Below are 22121 nucleotides of genomic sequence, written 5' to 3'. Positions count from 1 at the left end.
AAGCGGTCGCCGACCGACACAGCGAACGTGTCAGCCTCTAAAAGACTTGGGAGGATGTATGTTCAACGTCACAGGACAAGGCCCTGCAAAAGCGAAACTGACCCCCGATTATTCCAGCCCGATCTTCGCGCCTCCCGGCAGCCTGTCGGCCGGTGCCATCACATGGCAGGTCTCGCACGAGGCGATGATGCGCAGCGAAGTGCGCCTCCTCTATCCACAGGACGGACTGTTCGCACCGGACGATCCGCCGGCGGCCACCGATACCGATCCGACCAAGCCCGCGGAAAATGGCAGCGCGTCCGTCGCCGTCTCGCAAGCTGCGACCGGAGATGCGAAGATCGACGGCATATTGATCGGCACCAAATGGTCTGCCGGCATCACCTATAGCGATGTCGATTCTCCGGCCGATTATCAGGCCGGCTATTCGGCCGACAATGATGGCGATGGCGTCAGCGCCCAGAATGAGGGTTTCTCGCAATTCACTGCCCAGCAGACGCTGGCGATGCACACGGCCCTCAATGTATCCAACTATACCCAATTGCCCGCAGCCTGGGGCTTTTCGGTCGAGGCCTTCACCAATCTCGACATCACCTATCTGGGATCGGGGGACGGCAGCGCGACCATTCGCGCGGCCAATTCCAGCGATGCCGGAACCGCCTATGCCTATTATCCCAACAGCAGCATCTATGGCGGCGACACCTTCTTCGGCAATGCCTATGACGGCACGTCCAATTCGCTGAAAAATCCGGTTGCCGGCAATTATGCCTGGCACACGATGCTGCACGAACTAGGCCATTCGCTGGGCCTCAAACATGGCCAGTCGCTTGGCGGCCCCGCCAATGTCGCCCTGCCCACACAATGGGACTCGATCGAATTTTCGGTCATGACCTATCGCAGCTATGTCGGCGATCCGCTGGTCGGCGGCTATTCCTACGAGCAATGGGGCGCCCCCCAGACCTACATGATGCTCGACATCGCCGCGCTGCAGACTCTCTATGGTGCGGACTATACGGTCCAGTCGGGCAATACCGTCTACAGCTGGAATCCGACCACCGGCGAGACTTTGATCAACGGTGGTCTGGCGATCGATCCGGGCGGCAACCGCATCTTCGCAACCATCTGGGACGGCGGGGGCATCGATACCTATGACCTGTCCAACTATACGACGGACCTCAGCATCGACCTGACGCCGGGTGGCCATTCCACCTTCAGCACCGTCCAGCTCGCCTATCTGGGCGATGGCCATTATGCGCGGGGCAATATCTTCAACGCCCTGCTCTATCAGGGCAACAGCGCATCGATGATCGAGAATGCGACGGGCGGATCGGGCGACGATTCGATCAGCGGCAACGATCTCGACAATGTGCTCAACGGCGGCGACGGCAATGACTATCTGTTCGGCGGCTACGGCGATGATACCCTGTCCGGCGGCGCGGGCGACGATGTCATCGACGGCAGCTATGGCGTCGACCTGATCTATGGCGGCTCGGGCAACGATATCATCTATGGCAGCTGGACAACGGACACCGTCTATGGCGACAGCGGCAATGATGTCTTCATCATCCGCCAGACCAGCACCGACACCGAATATGGCGACAACACATATGGCGGGACCGGTGTCGATCGGCTCGACCTGAGCCAGATCAGCAGCACCTATGGCGCGATCGTCGATCTCGCCGCCGGCACCTGGCAGTATAATCCGCTTTATGGTGGCCCCTGGACGATCAATTCGGTCGAGAATGTCGACGGCACACAACTGGACGACGTGCTGACCGGATCGGCCAGCGCCAATGTCCTCAACGGCAATGGCGGCAACGACCGCATCTATGGCGGCGCCGGCAATGACGTCATCAATGGCGGCAGTGGCGATGATCTGCTGGTGGGCGGCAGCGGCAACGACGTCTTCGATGGCGGTTCGGGCACCGACCTCATCTATGGCGAAGCCGGCAACGACACGTTCCTCATCAACAATGGCTGGACCGGCAGCTATGGCGAAGTGTTCGTCGGCGGGTCCGGCTCGGACACATTCGACATTTCCGCCGTGATCGGCTTCGCCACGACGACCATCAACCTGACCGATGGCGAATTCACCTATACCCCCGTCGGCGGCGGCGCCATCAGCCTGTCCAGCATCGAAAATGTCGTCGGCAGTGACGCGGCGGACTCCATCACCGGCTCCGGGGAAGTCAACCGGCTGTCCGGCAATGCCGGGGCGGATGCGCTTTACGGGCTGGCGGGCGACGACTGGCTGGACGGTGGCGCGGGCGACGACCTGATCGATGGTGGCACCGGCGCCGACACGGCCAGTTACGGCAGCGCGTCCGCGGCCGTGACCGTCTCGCTGGCACTCAGCACCGCGCAGGCAACCGGCGGTGCGGGATCGGACACGCTGACCGGCGTCGAAAATCTCGCCGGCTCGGCCTATGCCGACACGCTGACCGGCAATGCCGCGGACAACAGCCTGTTCGGCGGCGGCGGCAATGACAGCCTCAATGGCGGCGACGGCAATGACATATTGAATGGCGAGGCCGGTGCCGACACGATGACCGGCGGCCTGGGCAACGACATATTCTATGTCGACAATGTAAGCGACAAGGTGATCGAGAGCGCGACCGGCGGCACCGATGACCGCATCTTCTCGTCGGTGACCTACAGCCTGTCGGGCCGCTATGTCGAAACGCTGACATTGACCGGATCGGCCAACATCAACGCCACCGGCAACAGCCTGGCCCAGACGCTCAACGGCAATAGCGGCAATAACAGCCTGTCGGGCCTGGCTGGCGACGACATATTGAACGGCTATGCCGGGATCGACCTGCTGGATGGCGGCGACGGCAATGACGTCCTGGACGGCGGCACCGGCGCCGACAGCATGGCCGGCGGCGCGGGCAACGACATATATTATGTCGACGACAGCAGCGACGACGTGATCGAAGGCAGCACCGGCGGAACCGACGACCGGATATTCTCGTCAACCTCCTATTCGCTCGCCGGACGCTATGTCGAAAATCTGACGCTGACCGGCACGGCCGCGATCAGCGCCACCGGCAACAGCCTGGCCCAGACGCTGACCGGCAACAGCGGTGACAACAGCCTGTGGGGCATGGACGGCGACGACCTGCTCAATGGCGGTGCCGGCAACGACCTGCTGGACGGCGGCGGCGGCAATGACGTCATGGATGGCGGCACCGGCAGCGACACGGCCAGCTATGCCGCCGCGACCGCCGCGGTGACGGTCAGCCTGGCCCTCGCCGGTGCCCAGGCGACGGGCGGCGCAGGCTCCGATACGCTATCCAACATCGAAAACCTCACCGGCTCGGCCTTTGCCGACACGCTGACCGGCAATGCCGGCGCCAATATATTGAATGGCGGCGCCGGTGCGGACGTGCTGACCGGCGGCGATGGCAACGACGTCTATTATGTCGACAATGTCGGCGATGATGTCGTGGAAGGATCGACCGGCGGCAGCGCGGACAGCATCGTCTCGTCCGTCACCTACAGTCTGGGCGGCCGCTATGTCGAAACCCTGACCCTCACCGGATCGGCCAATATCAATGCCACCGGCAATGGCCAGGCCAACACGCTGATCGGCAATAGCGGCAAGAATGTCCTCAATGCCTCCAGCGGCAATGACCTGGTCGACGGCAAGCTGGGCGCCGATACGCTGACGGGCGGCGCCGGCGCCGACATCTTCCTGTTCTCCAGCACCCTGGGCAGCGGGAATATCGACAATATCACCGACTATGCGGTGGCGGATGACGTGATCCAGCTGGACGATGCGGTGTTCGCCGGACTGGCCCTGGGCGGACTGGCGGCCAACGCCTTCTATATCGGCGCAGCCGCCCATGATGCGGACGATCGCATTATCTACAACAGCGCGACCGGCGCACTGCTGTTCGACGCCGATGGCAATGGTGCCGGGGCAGCGGTGCAGTTCGCCACGCTGACGACCAGCCTGGCGCTGGCTGCCGGCGAGTTCGTCGTCGTCTGATTCCGAAAGGGATCGCAGGGGAAGCCGGCCCGCCCGCTGGCTTCCCTTTTTCCTGCCGACACTGGTCCGCCCGCATGGCGGCCGCCGTCACTCCCGGAAGGCCGTTTCCTTCAGCCGTGTCAGCGGCGTCAATATATAGGCCAGCACGGTGCGCTTATCGCCCAGCAGATTGGCCTCAGCCCCCATGCCCGGCCCGATCGGTAGGCGATGGCCGGCCTGGTCGGTGATCATGTTGCTGTCGGTCCGCACCCGCACCAGATAATGGCTTTCCCCGGTGCGCTCGTTGAACACGGCGTCGGGCGAGATCGCGATCACCCGCCCTTCCATCGATCCATAGATGGCGCTGTCATAGGCGGTGATATTGACCTTGGCCCGCTGGTTCATTCGCACCGATGCGATATCCTTGGCATCGACCAGCACCTCGACCAGCAGATTGTCCCGGCCCGGCACCATTTCCAGCAGGGGATCACCCGGCCGCACGCTGCCACCGACCGTAGTCACGAAGACGCGGTTGATCCGCCCGTCCATCGGCGCCCGCACGATGGTGCGATCCAGCTTATATTCATAGGCCGGCAGCGTCGCCTGCCGCGCCGCCGCCTCGGCCCGCGCGGCCGTCAGTTCATCGGCCGTGCGGGCCAGCCAGTCCCGCTTCTGCTGGGCAGCGCTCGCCTGGGCTTCGGCCAGCGCCGCCTGCGACCGGCCCAGCGCGGCGGCGGCCGCCGCGACTTCGCTGCTTGCGATGCTGTAGCTGTTTTCCGCCTGCAGAAGCGAACGGCGCGGCTCGATCCCTTCCTGCACCAGCGGTCGCACCAGGTGCAGATCCGCCTGCGCGGTGTCACGGGCCGATCGCCGGGCGTCCTGCGCTGCCGATGCCTCCACTACGGCGCGGCGCGCCTGGTCGATCCGCGCACTGCCGACCGCCGCCAGGCTGGCATATTCCGCCATCCGCGATCGATACAGCCCCTGTTCGACCGCGATCTGGCTGGCCATGGCCGGATTGCGCGCCGCCGGGAAAGCGGGCGCCCGGACCGCCAGTTCCGCTTCCAGCCGGACGATCTTCAGGCCCAGCGCATCGCTGCTCGCGCGGTTGGCCTCCAGTTCGGCGCCCGGCTGGATCGGATTGAGCCGCACCAGGGGCATGCCCGCCTTCACATCCTGGCCGGTGCGCACCATGATCGCCTCGACCACACCGCCTTCCAGGTTGGAAATCACCTGCAGCTGGGAACTGGGGATCACCTTGCCCGCCGCCCGCACCGTGCGGTCGATCTCGACCAGGCTCGCCCACAACAGGAAGATCAGGAAAAAGGCGCCGATTGCCCATAGAGAGATATTGGCCGGTATCGCCGGCTTGATCCGGGCGTCCGACGGCAGGTCCGTGGGCGCGCTCATGCCACCCGCCCCTTCGACAGGCGCTGCAGCACCGCGTCGCGCGCGCCATCCATGGCGACCTTCCCCTGTTCCAGCAGTACGATCCGGTCGACCAGCCGCAACAGCGACGTGCGATGCGTGATCAGCAGGAATGTCCGTCCCTGTATCTCGTCCTGCAGCTTCGCGATCAGTTCATTCTCCGTCTGCGCATCCATGGCGCTGCTGGGTTCGTCGAAGATCAGGATGGGCGGCCTCCCGGCCAGCGCCCGCGCGATCGAGATGGACTGGCGCTGCCCGCCCGACAGGCCATCGCCCCGATCGGCCAGCTTCAGGTCATAGCCGTTGGTGATATGGCCCATGAAACGATGGGTGCCGCTGATTTCCGCCGCGCGCAGCATCTCGTCGGGCCCGACATGCTCGCGTTCGAGGCAGATATTCTCGCGGACCGAACCGGCGAGCAGCACATTGTCCTGCATGGCGGCGCCGATATGCCGGCGCAGATGGGCGGGATCGAACTGCCGCACATCGATGCCGTCGACCAGCACTACCCCTTCCTGCGGCTCGTACAGGCCCAATATCATGCGAGCCAGCGTCGACTTGCCCGATCCGACCCGGCCAAGAAAGCCGATCTTCTCGCCGGCGGCGACCGTCATGCTGACCTGGTCCAGCGCCTTGTCAGGCGCGCCGGGATAGCGGAAGGCGACATTGCGCAGTTCGATCCGCCCCTGCACCACCGGTTGCAGCGCATCGCCTTCCGGCCCCTCACTGGGGGTCTGCATCAGCGCGTTGATCTGGCGATAGGCCACGCGCGTCGCCGACAGGCGCGACAACAGGGTCGCAATCTGCGCCAGCGGCGCAATCGCCCGTCCGCACAGCACCGAACAGGCAAGCAGCGCCCCGGTCGTGATGTCATGGCTGCGCAACAGGCCCACGCCGACGATGATGATCCCGCAATAGGCGATGGTGTTGGCGCTGCTTGCCACGGTGACGGCGATCGACGCGATCAGCCGCTGGCCAAGCGAGCTGTGCGAATGGCGGTTGAGCGCCCGGCGCCAGCGCTGATTGAGCATCGGCCCGGCACCGATCGCCTTGACCGTTTCCAGGCTGCCGATGGTTTCCACCAGCACATTCTGCTTGGCAAGGCCGTCGCCCAGGCTCCGCGCCGACAGGCGATCCAGCGCCGGGTTGCTCAACAGGCCCGCCAGCACGACGATCGGGATCATGGCCAGCGGCAGGACCACCAGCACCCCGCCCAGCAGCGCGATCACGGTCAGCGTCACCAGCACGAAGGGCACGTCGATGATCGCGGTCAGGGTGGCGGAGGCGAAGAAATCGCGCAGCGTTTCCAGTTCGCGCATCAGGCCGGTCAGGGTGCCGGTCGATCCGCGTCGCTTGTCGAGCCGCAACGCCATCAGCTTGGCGAACAGCGTATCGCCCACCTCATAGTCGATGTTGGCCCCGGCGATATCGACGAAATAGACCCGCAACAGTCGCAGGATGAAGTCGAAGATGATGACGATCGCCAAGCCGATGCTCAGCCCCACCAGCGATGAGGAGGCATCATTGGGCACCACCCGGTCATAGACGGTCATGGTGAACAGCGACGAGACAAGCCCGAAGATGTTGATCATCGCCGCTGCCGCCGCGACCTTGATATAGATATGCCGGTTCTGCAGCATGGGTTCGATCAGCCAGGGCGCAAAACGCTCTCGGGCTGCGGCAAGCAAGGGCTGGTCGGTCACGGGTTCACCATTGGGTCGGAAGCATCGACATTGATTCCCAGGTCGGCCAGCAGCGTTCCGCTCTTGGCCAACAGGGCAAAGCGCGACACGTCGCGTTCCGCCAGCGTCTGGATCAGGGTCGCGATGGAATAGAAATAGCTGTCTTCGGTATAGAGCAGGTCATAGAGCGTGCCCTGCGAGGTTTCGAACCGCGTCGCGACGACATCGCGCGCATCGCGATTGGCCCGATAGCTCGCCTCCGCCGCTGCCAGTTGCGCTTCCAGTCCACGGACGTCGGCCAGCGCCATCTGCGCATCGCGCAACGCTTCCTGCCGCACACGCGTGGCATAGGCTTCGGCGGCGTCGGCCCGCGCGCTGGCCTGGTCGGCACGGGCATTGATGCCGGCGCCCAACTGGGCACGAACGATGATGCGGCCGCGAACATCATAGTCATCCGGACTTTCGAACACCCCATATCGACCTGCATCCACGCCGGCGGCAATCGTGGGCAGACGTTCCGATCGCGTCGCGCGCGCATCCTGTCGCGCGGCCCGCGCCTCGGCATCGGCGCGCATCACGATCGGAGATCGCATGACGATATCTTCCAGCATGTCGGGCGCCTCGACATCGGTCCGGGGCAGCGGCGCGCGGGCAAGCGCTGCCGGCGCATCATGGCCCGTCAGCGACAGATATTGCGCCTCCGCGCTCGCCCGGTCGCGACGGAACGATGCCAGCCTGGTGCGGACATTCGCGATCGAACTGTCGATGCGCGGCAGATCGCCCCGCGCCGAAAACCCCTGGGCGATGCGCTTTTCCATCGACCGCCGGAACCGGTCCTGGCGCTCGATATATTCGAGAGCCGCCTGTTCCAGCAGCTTCTGCGCCAGGATCGAATACCAGGCCGTGATCGTACGGATCGCGACATCCAGGCCATAGCTTTGGGTGGTGGACCGCGCGGCTTCCACGCGCGCATTGCCGGCGCTGATCCGGCTCGACGTCGCCCCGAAATCGAGCAGTCGCTGCCGCACCGATGCGGTCGCGTCGGTGCGGCCTTCCGGTCGGGACCGTTCGATGATGTTACCGGGATCGTTGGAAAAATTGCGCGCCAGCGAACGGTTGGCGTCCACCGTCAGATCCACCGTCGGGAAAAGCTGCGATCGCGCCTGGACCCGCGCGGCCTTGGCTTCGTCTTCGCCGGCATGGCCTTCGTCGATCAGCACATGATTTTGGACTGCCGATGCGATTTCCGTGCGGAACAGCGGATCGGTGCCATTCTGATGCACCAGCGCCAGCAACGGATCATCCAGCGCAGGCGCTGAAAAAGGATGCGGATTGGACGGCAGCACCAACCGCTCCTGCGCCACGGCGATACCGCTGACGCAGGACAGGCCAAGAAGCAGAGCGACAGCCCTGCTCTGCCGAAGGAAACGCCCTTCAGTCCGCCAGATGAAACATGACAATGGCACAGTACCCCAACCGCGCAAGAACCCCCGGACCAGCCTTGCCCCCACTGACTGGCAGGATCGGCCCTGGCCGCTTCCTAGCATGCTCCCGAAAAACAGAGAAGCGCAAGCTGCATATCCAATGATGCTTCTGCGACGGAAAGATGAACGCCAGCAAAGGCCAGCCGTTTTACTGCGCCTTCCTCTCCGCCAATTACAATGCAATGCCGGCCTGCCCTGCCCCCGGATCGTCGGCCAGGTTTACACTTCGGGCCGACCAGCATCGCGCATTAACCCTCGTCCCAGGCGGTTTTGCGCGCTTCTGCCCTTGTGGCACGGCGATTGAATGTTCTGATGCACACCCACCGTTCAACTACCCTGGGGGATGCTGGCATGGTCTCCGCCGGCATCCCCCACCCGGTGGCCCTTTCCCCAGCGCACAGCAAAAAGGGCGGCCCGACCAGCGGACCGCCCCCTCGATCTTTCGCCCTGAGCCGGCGATCAGTTCGCCGCAGCGACGCCGTTGTCGGTCATCAACTGCTGAAGCTCGCCAGCCTCGTACATTTCCATCATAATGTCGCTGCCGCCGACAAATTCGCCCTTCACATAGAGCTGGGGAATGGTCGGCCAGTCGGAGAAGGTCTTGATGCCCTGGCGGACCGCCTGGTCCTGCAGCACGTCGACCGTCTCGTAATTCACGCCCAGATGCTCCAGGATCGCGATCGCGCGGCTGGAAAAGCCGCACTGGGGGAAGAGCGGCGTGCCCTTCATGAAGAGCACCACGTCATTACCGTTGACGATGTCGGCGATCCGCTGCTGCACGGCGTCGGTCATTTCACTGGGTCCAATTCTCTTGTCTGGCGTCGCCGCGCGGCGGACGCATATGTCGCTATGGCGGTTAGTTGGGAACGGCGGTGGTCAGTTGCAAGGCGTGAAGCACCCCGCCCATGCGTCCGCCCAGCGCCGCATAGACTGCGCGCTGCTGCGCCACCCGGCTCATGCCCCGAAAGCTCTCGGACACGACCTTCGCCGCATAATGATCGCCGTCGCCGGCCAGGTCGGTAATCTCGACCTGCGCATCCGGGATCGCGGTCTTGATCATCTCGGCAATATCGTCTGCTGCCATCGGCATGGCGATACCTGCCTTACTGCGCTTCGATGAACATGCGGCGGGCGATCACCGCCTGCTCGTCGAGCGCGGTGCGCACGCCGGCTTCGTCGATGTCGAGGCCGGCCTGGGTCATGTCGCCCAACAGCTTGCGGATGACATCCTCGTCGCCCGCTTCCTCGAAATCGGCCTGCACGACGGCCTTGGCATAGGCGTCGGTTTCCTCAGGCGTCAGGCCCATCTTCGCGGCCGCCCATTCGCCCAGCAGGCGGTTGCGGCGCGCCTGGATGCGGAACTGCATCTCCTGGTCGTGCGCGAACATATTTTCAAATGCGCGCTCGCGGTCGTCGAAAGTGGTCATGCGTGAAGCCCTGTTGAAATGCGTCTGTCGCGTTCAGAGATAGGCGGAACCGCGCCTTTAGGCAACGGCCGGCACCAGCCAGGGGCGCAAAGCCGCATCCTTCGCCTCGAACGCGTCGATCACATCCGCCTCGTCCAGGGTCAGGCCGATCTCGTCGAGGCCGCCCAGCAGGCAATGCTTGCGGAACGGATCGATCTCGAAGCTGAAGCGATCCTGATATTGGGTGGTGACGCTCTGCTGCTCCAGATCGACATGGATCGGGTCGGTCTTGGCGACCTCCATCAGCCGGTCGATCGCCTCCTGCGGCAACACCACGGTCAATATGCCGTTCTTGAACGCATTGCCCGAGAAGATGTCGGAGAAGCTCGGCGCGATCACCACCTTGATGCCCAGGTCGCCAAGCGCCCAGGCGGCATGTTCACGGCTGGAGCCGCAGCCGAAATTGTCGCCCGCGATCAGGATCGGGCTGCCGGCATATTCGGGATCGTCAAAGACATTGCCCGGTTCCTTGCGCAGCACCTCGAACGCGCCTTTGCCAAGGCCGGCGCGCGAAATCGTCTTGAGCCAATGCGCCGGGATGACGATGTCGGTGTCGACATTCTTCATCCCGAACGGATAGGCCCGGCCGTCAACGGTAGTCAGCTTGTCCATCAGTGCGCCCGCTTCGCCTCCATCGCGGGACCGTCCTCGGCGCGGCCCAGCGTCGCGGCCATCGCCGCACTGGCCAGCGCACCCAGCGCCAGCACCCAGAATACCTTCTTCATGCGACCATCCCCTCTTTTTCACCCATCAATGCGCGCACATCGGTCAACCGGCCAGTCAGCGCCGCGGCCGCCGCCATTTCCGGCGAGACCAGATGCGTGCGCGATCCCGGCCCCTGGCGGCCCATGAAGTTGCGGTTGCTGGTCGATGCGCAGCGTTCGCCGGCCGGCACCTTGTCCGGGTTCATGCCCAGACACGCCGAACAGCCCGGCTCGCGCCATTCGAAACCGGCGTCGAGGAAGATGCGGTCCAGCCCCTCGGCCTCGGCCATGCGCTTGACCAGGCCCGACCCCGGCACGACCATCGCATGCTTGATGCCGGCGGCGATATGCCGCCCCTTCAGCAGGCCGGCGGCGGCGCGCAGATCCTCGATCCGACTGTTGGTGCAGCTGCCGATGAAGACATGCTCGATCGCGACATCTTCCATCTTCTGCCCGGCGGACAGGCCCATATAGTCGAGCGACTTGTGCGCGGCGGCGCGCTTCGACGCATCGGCGAAGCTTTCCGGATCGGGCACCACGCCGGTCACCGGCACCACATCCTCAGGGCTGGTGCCCCAGGTGACGTTGGGGACGATGTCGGCCGCGTCGATCACGACCGTCTTGTCGAACACCGCGCCTTCATCGGTGTGCAGCGTCTTCCACCAGGCGACGGCCGCATTCCAGTCGGCGCCCCTGGGCGCCATTGGACGGCCCTCGATATAGGCGAAGGTCTTCTCGTCCGGCGCGAACAGGCCGGACCGGGCGCCCGCCTCGATCGACATGTTGGCGACGGTCAGGCGGCCCTCGATCGACATGTCGCGGAACACCGATCCGCGATATTCCATGACATATCCGGTGCCGCCAGCGGTGCCGATCGTGCCACAGATCGCCAGCGCCACATCCTTGGGCGTGACGCCATAGCCCAGCGCGCCCTCGACCACGACCTGCATGGTCTTCGACTGTTTCAGCAGCAGGGTCTGGGTCGCCAGCACATGCTCGACCTCGGACGTGCCGATGCCGAAGGCCAGCGCGCCCAGCGCGCCGTGCGAACTGGTATGGCTGTCGCCGCAGACCAGAGTGGTGCCCGGCAAAGTGAAGCCCTGTTCCGGGCCGACGACATGGACGATGCCCTGTTCCGGGTCCGCGTCGCCGATCAGGCGCACGCCGAATTCCGGCGCATTGCGTTCCAGCGCGGCAAGCTGCTGCGCGCTTTCCGGGTCGGCGATCGGGATGCGGTGACCATCCGCGTCGCGGCGCGGCGTGGTCGGCAGATTATGGTCGGGCACCGCAAGGGTCAGGTCGGGCCGGCGCACTTTTCGTCCAGCGAGACGAAGTCCTTCAAACGCCTGCGGGCTCGTCACTTCATGCACGAGGTGACGATCGATATAGATCAGGCAGGTTCCATCGGGACGCCGTTCAACGACATGCGCGTCCCAGATCTTCTCATAGAGGGTGCGTGGCTTAACCATGGTCCCCTCCCCCTAGACCCGTAAGGCGCCAGGGGAAAGGGGGAGAAACAGGCCTTGCGATGGAAAATGTGCGTTTTTCGCAAGCCTGAAGCAATAATGTTACGCCGCGCGATAATCCTCAACCACGCGGCCGACTGCCGTCAGTTCCGCCTCATGGCCTTCCTCGCGCCAGGTTTCGGCCAGCGCTGCCTGTTCCCATTCGCGCATCGCGGGATGGGCCAGCATGGTTTCGACCCAGCCGCGCGCGATCGGCCCGACATCCAGGCCATAGCTGCGCACCCGGAAGGCGACCGGCGCATAGAAGGCGTCGAGCGCGCTGAAATCGGCGCCAGCCAGATAGGGCCCGCCAAAGCGCGCCAGTCCCTGCTCCCAGAGTTCGCGCAGCCGGGCGATATCCTTGTTCAGCGCCGGCTCGATCAGGTTCAGCTCCACCCGCACCCCGACATTCATCGTGCAGGTCGACCGCAGCGCGGAAAAGCCGCTGTGCATTTCCGCCACCGCGCACTGGGCAAAGGCCCGCGCATCGGCGTCGGCGGGCCAGACGCCCGCATGCCGATCGGCAAGATAGAGAAGGATGCCGAGCGAATCCCAGACCGTCCGGTCGCCATCGATCAACGCCGGCACCTGTCCCGTCGGCGAAAAGCTGCGGAAGGCGCTGTAATTGACCGGCGCGGCAAAGGGCTCGATCCGATCGACGAAATCGATCCCCAGCCCCTTCATCAGCAGCCAGGGCCGCAGCGACCAGCTCGAATAATTCCGGTTGGCGGTGATGAGCGTATAGGCCATCGATCAATCTCCCCTGTGCGTGGTGCGCGTCCCCTTAGCGCAACGGGAAACGGACCGACAGGCGGAACGAGCCACGGGTCTGACAAGCTCAGCTTATCAGGCAGGACGGGGAAGCTCGGCGCGCGCCTGACGAGCAAGTGGGAAGCGGATATGCAATACGTCCCCCTCCGCGTAAAACTGCCGACATGCGTTACGCCCCACGGTGGAAAGCGCTGTGCTGATCGCTGCCAAACATGGCGACGCTGTCGCGCAAATCTCGATAAAACGTTGCATAGTGAATGCCCGCACTCCAATCTCGCGATGGGGAGCGACATGATGACGCAATCGGATGGGGGAGGAAGCAACGCGCTGTGCCAATGTGGCAGCGGCGAACAGTACAAGCATTGCTGCGACAGCATAGCGCCAAGCGCGGCGCCACTCCCAATAGAGGAAACGGGATTGCCCTCAGGTCTGGTCGAGGCCGCTAAGAAGGCCTATGCCCATATGCGGGCACGCAATGAATGGCCGCTCCGCTATGGTGCGACGCCGCCGTCCGCCACCTTGCGTTGGCAAGGCCAGCGGATAGTGTCCGCTGGCAATCGGCTATATGAGGTTCCAACCGAGCAAAGCTGGTATGGTTTCCTGTACAATCTCCTCATTCAGGAACTCGGTGCAGATTGGTTCGACCAAGAGAACGAGAAGGCAGATGGTCACCGCCACATTCTCGTGGATTGGTATCGCGATATCTGTATCCGCGAACTTGACGAAGAAGGTTTTTTCACGCGTTTTGAGCTTGGAAATGAGGTCGGATCGACGCTCGCGTTTCGTTCGATCGCCTATGATGTCTTCTGCATGATGCAAGCGATGAACCTCTCGGCCAAGCTCATGGCGCGGCTGCGTCATCCCGACCAATTCGAAGGCGCGCGCTATGAATTATGGGTCGCCGCAACCCTTGCACGAGCCGGCTTTTCGCTCGAATTCGCGGACGAGGACGATCGATCGTCGAAGCATGGCGAAGGGATTGCTACGCACAAGGAAACAGGCAAGACTTATTGGATTGAGGCAAAACGTAAGCATCGTCCCTACTTCGACTATCTCCAGGCGATGCTCGACAAGGTGGTTTTGAAAATCGACGCGAAGCTCGTCGCCGCCGCGATGCAAAAACCTGCTGAAGACGAGCGACTGATTTTCATCGACGTAAATAGACCACCTTGGCACAGGAACGATATAAAGGCGCCATGGATCAGGGCATTTCGCAGCTCGCTAAAAAAACTCGAAATGCAGAGGGAGTTTCGCGATGCACCCGAGCGCAATGCCTTCGTCCTCGTGACGAACCATCCGTATCATTATGTCAGCAATATCGAGCCTGACCCACAGCAGCATTTCTTCACGACTTCGTTCAACAAATCCGAACTGCATTGGGAAACGTTCGAAGCCGACCATCCCGTCGTTTACAATCTTATGCGGTCAATCACCGATCATTTTTCGATTCCGGAGACCTTTCTTGAGGATCCGACAGCGGCACAAGGCAGATCGGTTTGAGCATCGATCGATAGGGACTACCATGCTCGAGAGCGTGATGCGCTGTTGCCGATTTACGAAATATCTGGCGAACAGCTACTTCTGGTCGCTTGCAGGCCAACGGCCCCTCCCTCCCGCCGCAGCTCTTTCCTACACAGGGCTTTTTCTGTTCTATCCTGTCGGATGAACCAGTCTCTTCCTCCTCCGCCCGCCGCGCCTGCCCGGCGCCCTCGCCGCCAATGGACGCCCGATCGTCAGCGCCGCTTCCTCGCCGCGCAGCTCGAAACCGGCAATATCAGCCATGCCGCGCAGATGGTCGGCACGTCCCGTTCCAGCGCGCACCGGCTGCGCGATCGGCTCGCGGGCACCGGCTTCGACCGCTGCTGGGCCAATGCGCTGGCGCTCCACGCCGCCCGCCTGAGCGATCCGCTCGCGCCGATCCGCCGACATAAGGGGCCGATCGGTCGGTAAATGTCGCCCGCCTGTCGCCTGACTGTCGCCTGACTGTCGCGTCGCTGTCGCTTCGGTGTGCCCCCAGTGTCGCTTCAGTGTCGCTTCACGGGCGCGCCACAGGCGCGTTGTCGCCAAAATCGCCCCGAAATCACGACGCATGACGGTGTGAACTTTCAACTGTCGCGTCATTTTCCCCCTCGCCCCTAGAGCGATTTCCAAGCAATCGGCATCGATTGCTGATTAAGAAATCGCGGCAAAACAAATAATTAGAGCGGTTTCCTTGATTCAACCGGTTCGAAAACCGCTCTAGCCAAGCCCTTGCAGGCGCGGCACTAAGGCGACCCCGGCGGGCGGGCGACCGTTCGCGCCAGGGCCAGAACAGGGAGCATTTCGTGAACCGACGCCAATTCCTCACCACCAGCGGCGCCACGGCGCTGGCCGCATCCGCCCCGCGCGCCTTTGCGCAGCCGGGATCGCAGGATGCCCGCCTGCGCGCCATGCTGGACGGCTTCTTCTATGAGCGGCTGGACGACAGCCCGGAACAGGCGACCCGCCTTGGCCTCGACACCGGTGCCCGCGCGGCGCTGCGCGGCAAGCTCAGCGACACCAGCGCCGCCGGCGCGGCCCGCGACCTCGCCCGCACCAAGACGCAGGCCAAGCAACTGGCGGGCCTGGACCGTGCGGCGCTCAGCCCGGCCAGCCAGCTCGACTATGATGTCGTCGCCTATCAGCTCGATCGCGCGGTGGGTGGCGAACGTTTCGCCTATGGCGAGACGGCGGGCCGCTATGCGCCCTATATCCTGAGCCAGCTCACCGGCTCCTATCGCGAAACGCCCGACTTCCTCGACAGCCAGCACCGGGTGAAGGACGCGGCCGATGCCGACGCCTATCTGGCGCGGCTCGAAGCCTTCCCCACCAGCATGGATGGCGAGCTGGAGCGGCAGAAGGCGGACGCGGCCAAGGGCGTGTTCGCGCCCGACTATATCCTCGACACGACGATGAAGATGCAGGCAGCGCTGCGCGACCAGCCCGCCGCCCAGACCGTGCTGGTGGCAAGCTTTGCCAAGAAGCTGGCCGCCGCCGGCCTGCCGCCCGAACGCGCGGCCCAGGCGGAAAAGATCGTCGCGGAAAAGGTCTTCCCCGCGGTCGATCGCCAGCGCGCGCTGGTGCAGCAGTTGCGCGCCAAGGCGGTGCATGATGCCGGCTGCTGGCGCCTGCCCGATGGCGAGGCCTTCTACGCCGCCGCCGCCGAAGCCGCGACCACGACCCGGCTGACCGGCGACGAGATCCACCAGATGGGCCTGGATCAGGTCGCCAGCATCTCGTCGCGGATCGACGCGATCCTGAAGGGCGAAGGAATGAGCCAGGGCACGGTCGGCGACCGTCTGGTCGCGCTCAACAAGCGCCCCGACCAACTCTACCCCAATACCGATCCGGGCCGCGAGGCGCTGCTGGCGCAGCTCAACAGCCAGATCAAGGCGATGCAGGCGCGGCTGGGCGAGGCGTTCAACACCGTGCCCAAGGCGCCGGTCGAGGTGCGCCGCGTGCCGGTGACGATCCAGGCGGGCGCACCGGGCGGCTATTATCAGAATGCCTCGCTCGACGGGTCGCGGCCGGCCATCTATTTCATCAATCTGCGCGACACGTTCGACCGGCCGAAATTCGGCCTCGCCACGCTGACCCATCATGAGGCGGTGCCGGGCCACCATCTGCAGGTGACGGTGGCACTGGAATCGGATTCGATCCCGATGATCCGCCGCCGCGGCTTCTACAGCGGCTATTCCGAGGGCTGGGCGCTCTATTCCGAACAGCTGGCCGACGAGATGGGCATGTACAAGGGAGATCCGCTGGGCCAGGTCGGCTATCTCCAGTCGTTGCTGTTCCGCGCCACCCGGCTGGTGGTCGACAGCGGCATGCATGCCAAGCGCTGGAGCCGCGAGAAGGCGACGGATTACCTCATCGCCACCACCGGCATCGCGCGCGGCCGCAGCCAGGGCGAGATCGACCGCTATACCGTCTGGCCGGGCCAGGCGTGCAGCTACAAGATCGGCCACACCGTGTGGAACGACCTGCGCGAGCAAGTGAAGAAAGCGCAGGGCGACAAGTTCGACCTCAAGCAGTTCCACGAAGTGCTGACGCTGGGCGCGATGCCGCTCGACATCTTGAAGCAGGCGGTGCGCCAGCGGGCGGGGATCGCCTAAAACCAATATGCAAAAAACGGCCCGGTGGTGCGCCACCGGGCCGTCGAGGGTCCTTCCACCCAAATCGCGAAGGGAGTGTCGAATTCCCCGCGAACTGGCTGTCTTCACGGCCCCGGCCGCGAAACCCTAATCTTCCATGCTTGTTACGCTTGCGGAACCCATCCTCCCGACAAGCATCGGGATATCGCCGGGAAGATGGGGCGCCTGCGGTAAATTCTATTTCGTCGTTCCCGCGGAAGCGGGAACCCATCTCCCAACGCCGGTTCCTGACGTGAGGTCGGGAGATGGATCCCCGCTTCCGCGGGGATGACGGGATAGAGGGCTTAGGCCGCGAACTGGTTCCCCCTGCGGCCTTTAGGCCGCAAACTGGTTCATCGTGTTGTGGGCGCCGCCGGCCTTGAGCGCGGCTTCGCCGGCGAAATATTCCTTATGGTCGTCGCCAATGTCGGAGCCGGCCATATTCTGGTGCTTCACGCAGGCGATGCCCTGGCGGATTTCCTGCCGCTGCACACCCTTGACGTAACCCAGCATGCCGGCCTCGCCGAAATATTCCTTCGCGAGATTGTCGGTGCTGAGCGCGGCGGTGTGATAGGTCGGCAGGGTGATGAGGTGGTGGAAGATGCCCGCCTGCGCCGCCGCATCCTTCTGGAAGGTACGGATGCGTTCGTCCGCTTCGATGCCGAGGTCGGTGGCGTCATAATCCGCGCTCATCAGTCTCGCCCGGTCATAGGCACCGACATCCTTGCCGGCTTCGACCCAGGCGTCGAACACCTGCTGGCGGAAGTTCAGCGTCCAGTTGAAGCTGGGCGAGTTGTTATAGACCAGCTTGGCGTTGGGGATCACCTCGCGGATGCGGCTGACCATCCCGCCAATCTGGCCGATATGCGGCTTTTCGGTTTCGATCCACAGCAGGTCGGCGCCATTCTGGAGCGCGGTGATGCAGTCGAGGACGCAGCGATCCTCGCCGGTGCCGGCGCGGAACTGATAGAGGTTCGACGGCAGGCGCTTGGGCTTCAGCAATTGCCCATCGCGGCTGATGAGGACGTCGCCATGGCCGATCGCGGTCGCATCGACGGCATCGCAATCAAGGAAGCCATTATACAGGTCGCCAATGTCGCCCGCTTGCCGGGTGAAGGCGATCTGCTTGGTGAGACCCGCGCCCAGCGAGTCCGTCCGCGCGACGATCACGCCGTCGTCGACGCCGAGTTCCAGGAAGGCGTAGCGGACCGCCCGGATCTTCGCGAGGAAGTCCTCATGCGGGACCGTGACCTTGCCGTCCTGATGGCCGCACTGTTTTTCGTCCGAGACCTGGTTCTCGATCTGGATGCAGCAGGCGCCGGCCTCGATGAACTTCTTGGCGAGCAGATAGGTCGCCTCCGCATTGCCGAAGCCGGCGTCGATGTCGGCAACGATCGGGACGATATGGGTTTCATGATTGTCGATCTGCTGCTGCAGTTTGGCGGCGCGGACCTCGTCCCCTTCCGCGCGGGCCTTGTCGAGATCGCGGAACAGGCCGCCCAGCTCGCGGGCGTCGGCCTGGCGCAGGAAGGTGTAGAGTTCCTCGATCAGCGCGGGGACGCTGGTCTTTTCGTGCATCGACTGGTCGGGCAGCGGGCCGAACTCGCTGCGCAGCGCCGCGACCATCCAGCCCGAGAGATAGAGGTAGCGGCCCTTGGTGGTGCCGAAATGCTTCTTGATGCTGATCATCTTCTGCTGGCCGATGAAGCCGTGCCAGCAGCCCAGCGACTGGGTGTAGTTGGCCGGATCGGCATCATAGGCGGCCATGTCGGCGCGCATGATCTTTGCAGTGTAGCGGGCGATGTCGAGGCCGCTCTGGAACCGGTTCTGCAGGCGCATCCGGGCGACGGATTCGGGCGCAATGCCGTCCCAATGGCCCTGGCCACCGATCAGCGTGTCGGCCTTCGCGATTTCACTTTGATAGGTCATGTCGTCATTCCCTCGGGGTGAGCTGCAAGAAAGAATGACAGCGAAGTAGACACAGGAAACGGGGTGCGGCACCCCTGCCAAAGTCCAGTTGTCGATCTTTACAAAAATCTGCTGTAAAGTTGTAAAGAGCGTACAGGAGTCGGTGTCATGGCCAAGGATCGTCCCGTCTATATGGGGCCGCGATTGCGGCGGCTGCGGCGCGAGCTGGGCCTGACCCAGGCGGACATGGCCAATGATCTGGAGATCAGCGCCTCCTATGTCGCGCTGCTGGAACGCAATCAGCGACCGCTGACCGCCGACATGCTGCTGCGCCTCGCCCGCACCTACAAGCTCGACATGGCCGAAGTGGCGGGCGACGGCGGCACGGAACAGACGGCGCGACTGCAGGCGGTGCTGAAGGATCCGATGTTCGCCGATATCGACCTGCCGCAACTGGCGACCGGCGATGTCGCGGTCAATTATCCCGGCATTACCGAGGCTTTGCTGCGGCTCTATACCAGCTATCGCGAGGAGCATCTGGCGCTGGCGGACCGGGGGGCAGAGGCGGAGCCTCAGGAGGATGGCGCCGATCCGGTGGCGGAGGCGCGGCGCTTCATCGCCGCGCGGCGCAACAGCTTCCCGCTGCTCGACGATGCGGCCGAGAAGCTGGCGGCGGAAGCAGAGGCCGAGAGCGGTCTGGCCGGCTGGCTCAAGGCCCGCCACAATTTGCGGGTGCGGCGATTGCCGTCGGACGTGATGGCGGGATCGATGCGGCGGCTGGACCGGCATCGTGACGCGGTGCTGCTGGACGATGCGCTGGACGGCGCCAGCTCGGCCTTCCAGCTCGCGCTCCAGATCGCCTATCTGGAGATGCGCAAGGGCTTCGACGCGCTGCTGAAGGACGGACAGTTCGCCAGCGAGAGCGGGCGGCGGCTCGCCCGGCGGGCGCTGGCGGGCTATGGCGCGGCGGCGATCCTGATGCCCTATACCGCCTTCGCCAAGGCGGTGGAGGCCAGGCGCTATGATGTCGAGGCGCTGGCCCGGCAGTTCGGCGTCAGCTTCGAGCAGGCGGCGCATCGCCTCACCACCTTGCAGAAGCCGGGGCAGGAGCGCGTGCCCTTCTTCTTCCTGCGGGTCGATCAGGCCGGCAATGTCTCCAAGCGGCTGGATGGGGCCGGCTTTCCCTTTGCCCGCCATGGCGGCTCCTGCCCGCTCTGGTCGGTGCATCGCGTGTTCGAAACGCCGCGCGAGGTGGTGACGCAATGGCTGGAACTGCCCGACGGCCAGCGTTTCTTCTCGATCGCGCGCACCGTCACCGCCGGCGGCGGCAGCTGGGGCGCAGCCAAGGTGGAGCGGGCGATCGCACTGTGCTGCGCGGCCGACCATGCCCATCGGCTGGTCTATAGCCAGGATGCGCCGCCGCCCGCACCGACGCCGATCGGCGTTACCTGTCGCCTGTGCCACCGCAGCCAGTGCATGGCCCGGTCCGCCCCGCCAATCGGCCGCGACATGCTGCCCGACGATTATCGGCGGACGCGGGCGCCGTTCGGCTTTGCCGATGGTTAGAGAGTGGCGCACCAACCCGCCCCGTTCGTTTCGAGCCTGTCGAGAAACGGAGGAAAGCGGGACATAAAGGTGGGCGCTTGCCGCTTCTCGACAAGCTCGAAGCGAACGGAAATAATCGCGCTGCAACAAGGGGGTGAGATTGCCCAATTCGATGCAACAGCCGTCCGGCCTCTCGAAGCGATCGCTGGCGATTGCCGGGCTGTCGACCATCGTCGAATGGTATGACTTCACCCTCTATCTCTATCTCGCCACCTTGTTGTCGCGCATCTTCTATGGCGGCGGTGCGGCGGGCGTGGGGCATGTGCTGGCGGGCTTTGCGATCGCCTATCTGATGCGGCCGCTGGGCGCGATCGTCTTTGGCCATATCGGCGATCGCCATGGCCGGCGGCCGACCATGTTGCTGTCGATGGCGCTGATGAGCGCAGCGATGCTGGCGACCGCGCTGCTGCCGACCCAGGCCCAAGCCGGGCCGATCGCCGGCTGGCTGCTGCTGGCGCTGCGCTGTGTCATGGCCTTCTCGGTCGGGGGCGAATATACCGGCGTCGTCGCCTATCTGCTGGAAGGGGCGCCGCCCGGCCGGCGGGGGCTCATCACATCCCTGGCGTCAGCGGCGAGCGAGGTCGGCGGGCTGCTGGCAGTGGCGCTGTCCGCCCTGACCGTGGCGCTGCTGGACGAGACGGCGCTGGCCGACTGGGGCTGGCGCATTCCCTTTCTGGTCGGCGCAGGGTTGGCGGCGCTCATCCTGCTGGCACGGTCGCGGATCGAGGAATCGCCCGATTTCCTGGCGCAGCGCGCCCGTGGCAGCATCCCGGCCCAGCCGCTGCGCCTCAGCCTGCGCGCCTATCGGCCAGCGATCGGCCGCGGCTTTGCCATTTCGGCGCTGGGGTCGATCACCTATTATGTCGGCATCGTCTATGTGCCGAGCTTCCTGATCGGGACTGGCCGCATGGGCGAGGCCGATGCGCTGACACTCTCGACGCTGGCGGCACTGGTGGTGATATTGGTGACGCCGCTGGTCGGCGCCCTGTCCGACCGGATCGGGCGGCGGCCGGTGCTGGTCGCGCTGGCACTCGCCGGCGTCGCGTTACCAGCCTTGCTCTTTGCCCTGATGGCCCAGGGAAGCGCACTGGGCGGCGCGCTGCTGGGCGCGACCCTGCTGGCGGCACTGGGCGGAGCAGTGAGCGCGGTCGGCGCCGTGACCACGGCCGAGCAATTTCCCGGCGAGGGGCGGCTGAGTGGCCTCGCCTTTGGCGCCACCAGTGCGACGGCCCTGTTCGGCGGCCTCACCCCCTATCTGTCGCATCAACTGACGCAGGCCAGCGGATGGGCATCGGCCCCCGGCTGGCTGATCGCGATCGTGGCGCTCGGCGTATTGCCGGTGCTCTGGCGCCTGCCCGAAAGCCCGCCAAAGCGACAACAGCCCTGCTGAGCCCCCTTCCCGCGTCGCCCGCTCTGGGCTAGCGCATGCGCCACAAAAGAAAGGGGA

The 22121-nt window shown here is 64.5% G+C and carries 16 protein-coding genes; 6 read left to right on the top strand and 10 right to left on the bottom strand.

Annotated elements, in window-relative coordinates; translation table 11 throughout:
• Positions 1-58: 58 nt before the first annotated feature.
• Positions 59-3991 (top strand): M10 family metallopeptidase, encoded by a 3933-nt coding sequence (locus U0025_RS02130; RefSeq protein ID WP_004210915.1) that lies wholly within the window; start codon positions 59-61, stop codon positions 3989-3991.
• 87 nt (positions 3992-4078) lie between these two features.
• On the opposite strand, the gene U0025_RS02125 is transcribed toward U0025_RS02130, so the two are convergent.
• The 9 genes from U0025_RS02125 to U0025_RS02085 all read right to left on the bottom strand — a co-directional run bounded on the left by U0025_RS02125 (position 4079) and on the right by U0025_RS02085 (position 12989).
• On the bottom strand, positions 4079-5380 hold the full coding sequence (locus U0025_RS02125) for an HlyD family type I secretion periplasmic adaptor subunit (RefSeq protein WP_004210913.1): 1302 nt from the start codon (positions 5378-5380) through the stop codon (positions 4079-4081).
• Entirely contained in the window at positions 5377-7101 is a 1725-nt protein-coding gene (locus tag U0025_RS02120) for an ATP-binding cassette domain-containing protein (RefSeq protein ID WP_004210911.1), read from the bottom strand. Before U0025_RS02120 ends, U0025_RS02125 begins: the two co-directional genes overlap by 4 nt.
• Positions 7098-8426, bottom strand: a complete 1329-nt coding sequence (locus U0025_RS02115; protein ID WP_004210909.1) for a TolC family protein — start codon at positions 8424-8426, stop codon at positions 7098-7100. Before U0025_RS02115 ends, U0025_RS02120 begins: the two co-directional genes overlap by 4 nt.
• Positions 8427-9023: 597 nt before the next feature.
• A complete protein-coding gene (gene grxD, locus U0025_RS02110; protein ID WP_004210908.1) occupies positions 9024-9356 on the bottom strand; it encodes a Grx4 family monothiol glutaredoxin in 333 nt (110 codons plus the stop codon).
• Between the two features lie 64 nt (positions 9357-9420).
• The gene (locus tag U0025_RS02105; protein ID WP_004210906.1) at positions 9421-9654 is read right to left on the bottom strand and encodes a BolA/IbaG family iron-sulfur metabolism protein; all 234 of its coding nucleotides are present in this window, start codon (positions 9652-9654) and stop codon (positions 9421-9423) included.
• Positions 9655-9667: 13 nt separating this feature from the next.
• Positions 9668-9991 (bottom strand): DUF1476 domain-containing protein, encoded by a 324-nt coding sequence (locus U0025_RS02100; protein ID WP_004210904.1) that lies wholly within the window; start codon positions 9989-9991, stop codon positions 9668-9670.
• A 57-nt stretch (positions 9992-10048) separates the two neighbouring features.
• A complete protein-coding gene (leuD, locus tag U0025_RS02095; RefSeq protein ID WP_004210902.1) occupies positions 10049-10642 on the bottom strand; it encodes a 3-isopropylmalate dehydratase small subunit in 594 nt (197 codons plus the stop codon).
• 109 nt (positions 10643-10751) lie between these two features.
• Entirely contained in the window at positions 10752-12203 is a 1452-nt protein-coding gene (gene leuC, locus U0025_RS02090) for a 3-isopropylmalate dehydratase large subunit (protein WP_004210899.1), read from the bottom strand.
• 99 nt (positions 12204-12302) lie between these two features.
• On the bottom strand, positions 12303-12989 hold the full coding sequence (locus U0025_RS02085) for a glutathione S-transferase family protein (RefSeq protein ID WP_004210898.1): 687 nt from the start codon (positions 12987-12989) through the stop codon (positions 12303-12305).
• A gap of 312 nt (positions 12990-13301) precedes the next feature.
• Between U0025_RS02085 and U0025_RS02080 the strand changes: the two genes are divergently transcribed.
• From U0025_RS02080 to U0025_RS02070, 3 genes are all read left to right on the top strand, one after another.
• Positions 13302-14510, top strand: coding sequence for an SEC-C domain-containing protein (locus tag U0025_RS02080; protein ID WP_139278788.1), 1209 nt, complete (start codon positions 13302-13304; stop codon positions 14508-14510).
• 162 nt (positions 14511-14672) lie between these two features.
• Positions 14673-14960 (top strand): terminase small subunit, encoded by a 288-nt coding sequence (locus tag U0025_RS02075; RefSeq protein ID WP_004210896.1) that lies wholly within the window; start codon positions 14673-14675, stop codon positions 14958-14960.
• A gap of 374 nt (positions 14961-15334) precedes the next feature.
• Positions 15335-17143 (top strand): DUF885 domain-containing protein, encoded by a 1809-nt coding sequence (locus U0025_RS02070; protein ID WP_004210895.1) that lies wholly within the window; start codon positions 15335-15337, stop codon positions 17141-17143.
• A gap of 354 nt (positions 17144-17497) precedes the next feature.
• Here U0025_RS02070 and U0025_RS02065 read toward each other — a convergent pair whose 3' ends face one another.
• On the bottom strand, positions 17498-19090 hold the full coding sequence (locus U0025_RS02065; RefSeq protein WP_004210894.1) for an isocitrate lyase: 1593 nt from the start codon (positions 19088-19090) through the stop codon (positions 17498-17500).
• Between the two features lie 147 nt (positions 19091-19237).
• Between U0025_RS02065 and U0025_RS02060 the strand changes: the two genes are divergently transcribed.
• Together U0025_RS02060 and U0025_RS02055 are read left to right on the top strand one after the other, a co-directional pair.
• On the top strand, positions 19238-20635 hold the full coding sequence (locus tag U0025_RS02060) for a helix-turn-helix domain-containing protein (protein WP_004210893.1): 1398 nt from the start codon (positions 19238-19240) through the stop codon (positions 20633-20635).
• Positions 20636-20786: 151 nt separating this feature from the next.
• The gene (locus U0025_RS02055; protein WP_004210891.1) at positions 20787-22064 is read left to right on the top strand and encodes an MFS transporter; all 1278 of its coding nucleotides are present in this window, start codon (positions 20787-20789) and stop codon (positions 22062-22064) included.
• The last annotated feature ends 57 nt before the right edge of the window (positions 22065-22121 follow it).

The sequence above is a fragment of the Sphingobium yanoikuyae genome, assembly GCF_034424525.1.
Taxonomy (GTDB): Bacteria; Pseudomonadota; Alphaproteobacteria; order Sphingomonadales; family Sphingomonadaceae; genus Sphingobium; species Sphingobium yanoikuyae.
Note: the sequence above shows the minus strand (reverse complement) of the source record. Positions and strands in the feature narration are given on the sequence as shown.

Coding starts and splice junctions, on each gene's coding strand:
- U0025_RS02055 (WP_004210891.1), top strand. CDS start 20,787: ATGCAACAGCCGTCCGGCCTCTCGAAGCGATCGCTGGCGATTGCCGGG.
- U0025_RS02130 (WP_004210915.1), top strand. CDS start 59: ATGTTCAACGTCACAGGACAAGGCCCTGCAAAAGCGAAACTGACCCCC.
- U0025_RS02080 (WP_139278788.1), top strand. CDS start 13,302: ATGATGACGCAATCGGATGGGGGAGGAAGCAACGCGCTGTGCCAATGT.
- U0025_RS02060 (WP_004210893.1), top strand. CDS start 19,238: ATGGCCAAGGATCGTCCCGTCTATATGGGGCCGCGATTGCGGCGGCTG.
- U0025_RS02100 (WP_004210904.1), bottom strand. CDS start 9,991: ATGACCACTTTCGACGACCGCGAGCGCGCATTTGAAAATATGTTCGCG.
- U0025_RS02075 (WP_004210896.1), top strand. CDS start 14,673: ATGAACCAGTCTCTTCCTCCTCCGCCCGCCGCGCCTGCCCGGCGCCCT.
- leuD (WP_004210902.1), bottom strand. CDS start 10,642: ATGGACAAGCTGACTACCGTTGACGGCCGGGCCTATCCGTTCGGGATG.
- U0025_RS02065 (WP_004210894.1), bottom strand. CDS start 19,090: ATGACCTATCAAAGTGAAATCGCGAAGGCCGACACGCTGATCGGTGGC.
- U0025_RS02085 (WP_004210898.1), bottom strand. CDS start 12,989: ATGGCCTATACGCTCATCACCGCCAACCGGAATTATTCGAGCTGGTCG.
- leuC (WP_004210899.1), bottom strand. CDS start 12,203: ATGGTTAAGCCACGCACCCTCTATGAGAAGATCTGGGACGCGCATGTC.
- U0025_RS02125 (WP_004210913.1), bottom strand. CDS start 5,380: ATGAGCGCGCCCACGGACCTGCCGTCGGACGCCCGGATCAAGCCGGCG.
- U0025_RS02105 (WP_004210906.1), bottom strand. CDS start 9,654: ATGCCGATGGCAGCAGACGATATTGCCGAGATGATCAAGACCGCGATC.
- grxD (WP_004210908.1), bottom strand. CDS start 9,356: ATGACCGACGCCGTGCAGCAGCGGATCGCCGACATCGTCAACGGTAAT.